This is a genomic window from Streptomyces sp. NPDC024555 (assembly GCF_055559335.1).
This window is the reverse complement of record NZ_JBVHKV010000043.1, coordinates 1-5805: the sequence shown is the minus strand read 5'-3', so window position 1 is coordinate 5805 and position 5805 is coordinate 1. Positions and strand designations below refer to the sequence as shown.

Sequence of the window (5805 nt, the reverse complement as noted above, 5' to 3'; positions counted from 1 at the left end):
GATCTTCCGCAGATCCCGCATCAGCCCCAACCGCATGACCGTCATCGCCAGAGCCATCCTCACCCTGGAGAGGCAACGCTGAAAACGCTCACTGTGGGTCTCCGACGCCGAGCCCGGTTCCACTCCCGATATCGTCGCCGCCCGCGCGCACTGCCTGGGCGCGCTGTACAGGGCCGCGGCAAACGGATTGCCGACCTTGGCGGACTCCGGCTACCAGGGCGCCGGCATCGGTGTCCACCATCCGATCAAGAAGCCACACCGCACCTCTCACCTGCATCTTCACCCCGACAACCGGACCTACAACAGCCTCCTACGAGGCGTACGCGCACTCGGCGAGCGCACCGCCGCCGAACTCAAAGAACGCCGGCGGGCGTTGAAGAGGATCACGCTCAGCCCCTGCCGCATCGGCGACATAGCCCGCGCCGCGCTTGTCCTCAACGGGACCTGGAAATGATCACCGCTGAGAAAACCTCATTGGCAATTTTCGACTTATTCTGCGGGAGCCCCGGAACGCTATGCTCACCGAAATTCAAATTGTGAACGAGCACTGGCAGACTCGCCCGCCACGACATAGCACGTGTGCAGGTCGTTCACAGCGAGGCCCAACGACACTGCCCCGCCGAAAAGAATTCAGCGGGGCAGCAAATTCGATCATTCGACTCCAGAACATTCTCCACAGTTCCGATTCTACAGAACGTCAGCTTTCGGCCATTTCCGGACCATCCACCGAGTTGAAGAACTCATCTAGTAGATCAAAGAGGACCGCCACCATTTGTTCGTCCTGCTCAGGAGTGAAGTACCTGATGTCCGGCAGTGAGCCATCGCGATAAATCTCACAGAGCACGAGAAGAGGCCAGAAAAGCTCTGGCCGCCCCTTCCGTCGAGGCAATAGCCAGCTATGGAATTCCTTCAGGCAGTAGTGACCCGAACCCAACTCATACCCCGAAAGGAACGCGCAAGTTCCTTCATAGGTTCGCCGCATGACATAGATGCCGTGATGCTTTTTCAACTCGGGCAGGAATTCACGCAACGGATCACTCACAGCTAGAATCCAAAATCGATCTCATCTCCATAGTGGAAGCGTTTCTTGAATTCGTCAACACTAATCCCCCTCGGCACCCATTGATCGTATACTTTTCCATCCCTGACCACCACGGTGTGATGAAACCAACTCTCGTCGAGTTCTGGAGTGCCAGGCCCCTTAGGCCGATACGGCCCCATGGGGAGATTCTTCCCACCCGGACCGTGGAATGTAAAGATTTTGCCGCCATTCCTAGCGAAATTCTTAGCAGCCCATTCATCGCAGCCTGCATTGTGAACTAGAACCGGTGTCTCGCCCGCCAGCACATGGTACGTGTGGAGCTCTGCGACGGTGAGGCTGTAGGTGCGTACGTGTTTCCGGTAGTGGCGGTTGCCGGTGATGACCAACCATCTACATGGCCAACCTCCAGATTCTGCTGGGCGTACGAAACATCGAGGTTAGCGAGCCCAGCTCACACACCCGACTAAGCGAGATTCTCTCCTTATGACGTCGAGCGCCGCCCCGAGCCCGTCTACAGCTGCTTGAAATGCCTGCGTCGTTTCCGGCCCTAGCGACGGAGACGAGGCGGCACCCACATCATCAACCGAAACACCGTCACTAACCTTTACGGAGAAGCATCGCCACGCTGATTCATAGAGACTCATGCATCGCTCAAGTTCGGCAGCGCAGTCCGACCACACCGCATCTGCCAGTTTTCCTTTGGTGCGCGCAAGAAGGTGGTTTACTTCCGCATATGCAGCGACAAAGTCTCCGGTCAGAGCTCGCCGATGAGCACCCGCATGGCGATGGGCTAGAACATCGATAAACACCTGATATGGATTCACATACGCGTCCATGCTCAGTCGACCCCCTTACTTTCCATACAACCAGGGCGGGATATAACTGCGGAGCAAAGACGTTCCCGACCCACCCGGGAGGAATCATCGAGGCCGCCCGCTCTAAGAATATCGGCGCAGTGTGTAATGCAGCTATTACTCGCCTTATTCCATTCGCCGAACATGTAACTTGGCCTTGCAAACAACTCGTCGATGTGTGCCATAGCTCCCTCGGGATTCGGAAGCGTGGAATCGTGTGTGAATGCTCCTCCTCCAGGAGCTTTGACGATACGGGGAAGGTTGAGACTCTCGATGCCACCCCAGGCAGTTCCACGTAGTCAGGAAAAGCATCAGTCGTCACTGTCCGATCCCCAGACCTCACAGTAATTGATGCATGTTGATTTGCGGGGTCCCGATGGAACGTAGCGTTAGGACCACAGGCGTTGTGCACCAAGATCGGCGTCTTGCCCGCGAGCACATAGTACGTGTGCTAGGCGAAGCCTTCGACCTGGTTTTTCGCAGGTCAAGTACGGTTTGCTGGTCCGCTGACGTGCGTGGATGTCCGTGGTTGTGCGGGGTTGTTGCCGTCGCTACTGCCGTCAGGCGGTTCAGCCCAGGTACGGCTTCTCGTGCTGTTCCAGGAAGTGCTGGAGCCTGAGTCGTTGGGTGTGGTGCATCGGCAACTGCTCGATCTCGTCCGGCGGCACGAAGCGGAGTTCGGTGGACTCGTCGGAGATCTCCAGTCGGCCGCCGGTGATGCGGGCGGTGAAGCAGACGTTGAACTGGCGGCGGACCTCGCCGTCGGTGTAGGCGATGACGTGTTTCGGGTCGGTGTAGGTGCCGACCAGACCGGTGATCTCAACGTCCAGGCCAGTCTCTTCCTTGACCTCGCGAACGGCCGTACCTGGCAGGGAGTCGGTGAGGTCCATACCGCCGCCGGGCAGGGCCCATAGGTCGTTGTCGCGGCGGCGCTGGAGGAGGATGCGCCCGTGGTCGTCGGTGACGACGGCGGAGGCGGCGACGACCATGCTGTTCGGCTCGGGTGCGTCCGGGTCGTCGTAGTACTCGGTGCGGGCCACGGTCAGCCTTCCTCTCGTACGGGGGATGCCGTCGACCACACCGCGTCGAAGCTTTCGGCGTAGGTGTCGAACATGCCGCCTGTCTCGTGTCGACGAAGGTGCCATGCGGGGGCGGCGTAGGCGTTGACGCCCCAGACGTGGGCGTTGATGAGTTGCTGGTCATCGGCGCGGTAGAGGGAGTTGTAGAGCGTGGTCCCGTGAGTGCGGACTTCGATGCCGGGGGTGGCGGCAAGCGGTCTGTAGTGCATGAGGGCGAGGCGGCAGCGCGATTCGATGCCGTGGCCGAACCTCTCCTCCTGGCCACGGGCTTGCACGTTGTCGCTGCCGGCGTCCCCGATCGCGATGCGGACGGTGCAGCCTTCGGCGGCACGTTCGGTGAGGAGTTCGTTCAGCCGCGGGTACGCCTCGTGGAGGAAGACGGCCGCGTAGACGAGGATGTCGATCCGTTCCCGGGCCTGGGCCATCAGGTCGGTGAACGTCGAAACGGGGAGGTCGGCCCGCTGCTCGTAGAGCGCGACCAGTTCGGGGCTGATGGCGCGGGCGGGGCGGGCCTGGCGGAGTGCCGGCCAGAGTGCGTGCACGTCTTCTCCCAGGGCTTTGGCCGCCTGGAGGGCGGTGGCACGGCGTGGGACACGCCCGAGGTTCACCCAGCGCTCGACCGACTTGGGGTCGACCTCGACCTCCTGGGAAAGGGTCGCGTACGTCCAACCTCCGGCTGCCATGACGGCTCGTAGTCTCTCGTTCGGCACGAGTCTCCCTCTTCGTCTCGGGACGGCACCAGGGACGTTCTACATGGTGCAGGACGTCCTGAAGTGGGGTTCGGTGGAGGTTCCTTCGTCCCAGTGGCCGGCGTGAGAATCGGTGTCAACCCTGCGGCACCAACAGGCAGGCCCAGGGGCACGCATCCATGCCGCCGAGGAGCGTCACCGTGCGAATGAGCGCCACCCCATGTGTTCCCGCCCTGCGACTGGACGCCCGGTCGCACGCCGACTCGCCGGGGTGGTCACGATGACGGCCCCCACCCCTGATGTCGACGGGCACACCGTCTCGCCCAATGCCGGCGCCCTGGTGGTCGACGGGCGAAGCGGGAAGGTGGGCGTGGTGATGGGGCGCATAGGGCCGTACGTGCAGCTTCGGCCACTGCACGGCGGCCGGGATTGGGACGTGCCGCCCGAGTACGTACGTGCCCCGACTCCGGCCGAGGAGTTGAGCGCGAAGGTGGCCGTGGCCAACCGGAGGTGGGGACGGTGACCCCTCGCTCGGTCCTGCGCTACGAGACCTGGACGCTCCAGCCCGACCGCGAGCCAGACGCGGAGCCGGTGCTGTACGCGATGCAATGCGCCGTGGACGGAGAGACCTCGCCGACGAGCGAGGACTTCACCGAACCGCAGGACTGGGTTCTGCGGCACTGCGGCCAGAACCCGTCCCACCACACCTATCGGGAGATCATCACCTGCCCCTGGCGGACCTGGCGCCAGACGTGAACCACTCTCCTCGTCCAGGCGCCGCACCGCGCCGACCCGCCCGGCTCCCGTCCCTGCCGGAAACGGCAGATCGAGGCTCCCCCGCACTCGTCAGCCCCGGCAAGGACAGGCCCTCACCTGCGTGCCGGGCCCATGGTCATGAGATTCTGGCCTCTGCCACAGAAAGTCAGCCACGACGGCGGGCGTGCCGGCCGATCACCCGCCACGTGTGTCTCGCTCAACCCCGCACCGGCATCAGCCCAGTAATCTCCATCGTCACGCCCCCCAGCCAGGGGGCAAGCACGGGCGTCCGCGACGGCGCAAGCCCGCCGGGCAACCTCTCAGGTGCCCGGCCAGTCTGCTGCTGAGCCGTCGGACCGGGACTTCCGATTGGTAGTCCGGCCTACGCTCCCGGGCTCCCTCAGAGTTTCTCTGTCCCCGGAATTCCCCGGCGCAACCTGTACATCAGACGATGCAGTTGCACCTGCTCAAAGGCGTCGCCTACCCGGCAAGGACCCCTTCACGGGGTACTGCCGCACTCCGCCCCCGGAAATCTGCTGTCAGGCGGCCCTTCTCGTCTGCTAAGGCGGGGAACTGTGACGCAGCCCGCTCGCCGGCCCATCAGGTCAGACACCGGAGTCGCACGGCCACGTTTGGATGGAGGAGATCCGGTTGTCCCACGACGAACCGAGGCCGCTGTACCAGCCGTACGGCTGGATCTTGAAAGCGCTGCCCGCACCATACTGGTACTCGGCGCCGCAGAACTGAGTGCTCGTCTTGTTGATGAGGGAGGAGATGTTGGTGCCCATGAAGCCGTAGTGGGTGCTGATGGCATTGAGCTTCCACACATCGCTCCACGGAACACCGATCCCGCTCTCTCGGTAGTTCCCCTGATCCCAGATGCACAGCGCGTACTGGCTGGTGCAGGCGCTCGACCCGGAGTTCACCGGGAACCACGTGTCCGCGGCCGCCGGCCCCGAGGACGCCAAGGTGATCGCCACCGCCGACGCCCCGGCCAACGACAGCGCCGCAAGTCGGTTCCTCAGAGTTCCCATGTCAGGTCTTCCTTCCTGTTGTCGGTAAATCCCGATTCCACAGAAAGGGAACGGAGCTGACTGCAGAGAAGGTTCACATCCGGTGGCGTGCCCAGCTGCGGACAACGAGTTGGTAAAGCAGCGCGCCCAGGGCGCGCTGGGCTCGTACGCCCTCAGCTACGAGATCACCAAGGCCAAGGGGGACACCCTGACCGTCCAGGGCGGCGTCGTTCAGGTGACGTGTCCTGGTTGATCACATGATGCCGAGGGTGATCAGTGAGCTTCTTCAGCGTTGCCGCTCCAGCGTGAGGATGGCCTTGGCGATTGACGTCATGCGGTTGGGGCTGCATCGGGACCTGCGGAAGATGCGCC

9 protein-coding genes and 2 pseudogenes are annotated in these 5805 nt (G+C 62.8%); 5 read left to right on the top strand and 6 right to left on the bottom strand.

The features are described 5' to 3' along the window. Window positions 1-82, top strand: a pseudogene (locus ACZ4FH_RS36880) (IS5/IS1182 family transposase); the annotation flags it as partial. Between the two features lie 9 nt (window positions 83-91). Then, on the top strand, window positions 92-454 hold the full coding sequence (locus tag ACZ4FH_RS36875) for a transposase family protein (protein ID WP_467310515.1): 363 nt from the start codon (window positions 92-94) through the stop codon (window positions 452-454). A gap of 243 nt (window positions 455-697) precedes the next feature. Here the strand turns inward: ACZ4FH_RS36875 and ACZ4FH_RS36870 are convergent, their stop codons facing one another. From ACZ4FH_RS36870 to ACZ4FH_RS36855, 4 genes are all read right to left on the bottom strand, one after another. Beyond that, on the bottom strand, window positions 698-1042 hold the full coding sequence (locus ACZ4FH_RS36870; protein WP_467310514.1) for a hypothetical protein: 345 nt from the start codon (window positions 1040-1042) through the stop codon (window positions 698-700). A gap of 2 nt (window positions 1043-1044) precedes the next feature. Then, on the bottom strand, window positions 1045-1428 hold the full coding sequence (locus tag ACZ4FH_RS36865; RefSeq protein ID WP_467310512.1) for a hypothetical protein: 384 nt from the start codon (window positions 1426-1428) through the stop codon (window positions 1045-1047). Between the two features lie 1037 nt (window positions 1429-2465). Further along, window positions 2466-2936, bottom strand: a complete 471-nt coding sequence (locus ACZ4FH_RS36860) for an NUDIX domain-containing protein (RefSeq protein ID WP_467310510.1) — start codon at window positions 2934-2936, stop codon at window positions 2466-2468. A gap of 2 nt (window positions 2937-2938) precedes the next feature. After that, on the bottom strand, window positions 2939-3658 hold the full coding sequence (locus ACZ4FH_RS36855; RefSeq protein ID WP_467310508.1) for an XRE family transcriptional regulator: 720 nt from the start codon (window positions 3656-3658) through the stop codon (window positions 2939-2941). Window positions 3659-3944: 286 nt separating this feature from the next. Here ACZ4FH_RS36855 and ACZ4FH_RS36850 point away from each other — a divergent pair, with 286 nt between their 5' ends. Together ACZ4FH_RS36850 and ACZ4FH_RS36845 are read left to right on the top strand one after the other, a co-directional pair. Next, window positions 3945-4187 carry a hypothetical protein gene (locus ACZ4FH_RS36850; protein ID WP_467310506.1) on the top strand — a complete coding sequence of 81 codons (243 nt, stop codon included), beginning with the start codon at window positions 3945-3947 and terminating at the stop codon, window positions 4185-4187. Then, on the top strand, window positions 4175-4420 hold the full coding sequence (locus ACZ4FH_RS36845; RefSeq protein WP_467310504.1) for a DUF7848 domain-containing protein: 246 nt from the start codon (window positions 4175-4177) through the stop codon (window positions 4418-4420). The genes ACZ4FH_RS36850 and ACZ4FH_RS36845 overlap by 13 nt, the downstream gene beginning before the upstream one ends. Window positions 4421-5025: 605 nt before the next feature. Here the strand turns inward: ACZ4FH_RS36845 and ACZ4FH_RS36840 are convergent. After that, entirely contained in the window at window positions 5026-5454 is a 429-nt protein-coding gene (locus ACZ4FH_RS36840) for a hypothetical protein (RefSeq protein ID WP_467310502.1), read from the bottom strand. Between the two features lie 82 nt (window positions 5455-5536). Between ACZ4FH_RS36840 and ACZ4FH_RS36835 the strand changes: the two genes are divergently transcribed. Next, a complete protein-coding gene (locus ACZ4FH_RS36835; RefSeq protein WP_467310500.1) occupies window positions 5537-5686 on the top strand; it encodes a hypothetical protein in 150 nt (49 codons plus the stop codon). Window positions 5687-5719: 33 nt separating this feature from the next. Here the strand turns inward: ACZ4FH_RS36835 and ACZ4FH_RS36830 are convergent. Beyond that, window positions 5720-5805: pseudogene (locus tag ACZ4FH_RS36830) on the bottom strand (IS5/IS1182 family transposase); the annotation flags it as partial.